We start from the raw sequence: 761 nt of genomic DNA, 5'->3' as shown, positions 1-761 counted from the left end.
TCGATGTGGCTTCATACACCTGGCCATGAGTGTTGGAAGCAAGGAGAAAGTAGATACATTGACGGAAACCCTACGGAATGACGGCTATCAACTTGCAAGTGGACCAAGAACTACAGGAGATGGTTGCTATGAGAGCTGCTTTTATGGTCCGGAGAATAACTTGATTGAAATTACAGTATGAGAAAGGCATTATTATTTATCAGTTTAATTACTTGTTGTATGATACAAAATAGTTGTGATGGGAATAAAGCGGAACAGTAGAATGTCTTTGTGACAGATGATTGCAAATTTGAATGTGTCTGTACAATCTCTGAATTTGTCAGGTGAAACAGTTAAGGTTATGGGCGGGTAAGCATAGCTGCCGGTGAAAAGACAGATATTTATTCTGTGATCCGAAGAATGTGGGCACCAACACTTCTGCTCCAGTTCGGCTCTCGACGGTAGATAACACAGAACCATTTACCTTTACGGTAAAGGTAACACCTCAGCTCACAGCCAATGGCACTTATTCAGATCGGTTTCTATGAATAAGATTAAAATATAATGTTTGGTTCTGGTGGAGTTCTTGTAGATTGGGGCCCACGTTGCTTGTACAACAAGTATTTTGATACCGAAGAACAGGCCTAAAGTCAAAGTCGAAACGCAATTTTCTCCATGCGTAAGCCCACATATTTTTGAGGCCGCAGGGTTGAAACGGCTATCGGTGGGGATGGGGCTTCACAAGCCCACAGCCCCTCCCCACCGATAGATGGTTCAACCCG

1 protein-coding gene is annotated in these 761 nt (G+C 43.2%); it reads left to right on the top strand.

Annotated elements, in window-relative coordinates; translation table 11 throughout:
• Positions 1 to 181, top strand: a 181-nt coding sequence (locus tag JCM16496_RS23020) for a VOC family protein (RefSeq protein ID WP_369346685.1), incomplete at its 5' end; no start/stop codon positions are given.
• Between the last annotated feature and the right edge of the window lie 580 nt (positions 182 to 761).

It is taken from the genome of Bacteroides rodentium JCM 16496 (assembly GCF_000614125.1).
GTDB lineage: Bacteria > Bacteroidota > Bacteroidia > Bacteroidales > Bacteroidaceae > Bacteroides > Bacteroides rodentium.
The sequence above is the reverse complement of the archived record's forward strand: the minus strand, read 5'-3'. Positions and strand labels throughout refer to the sequence as shown.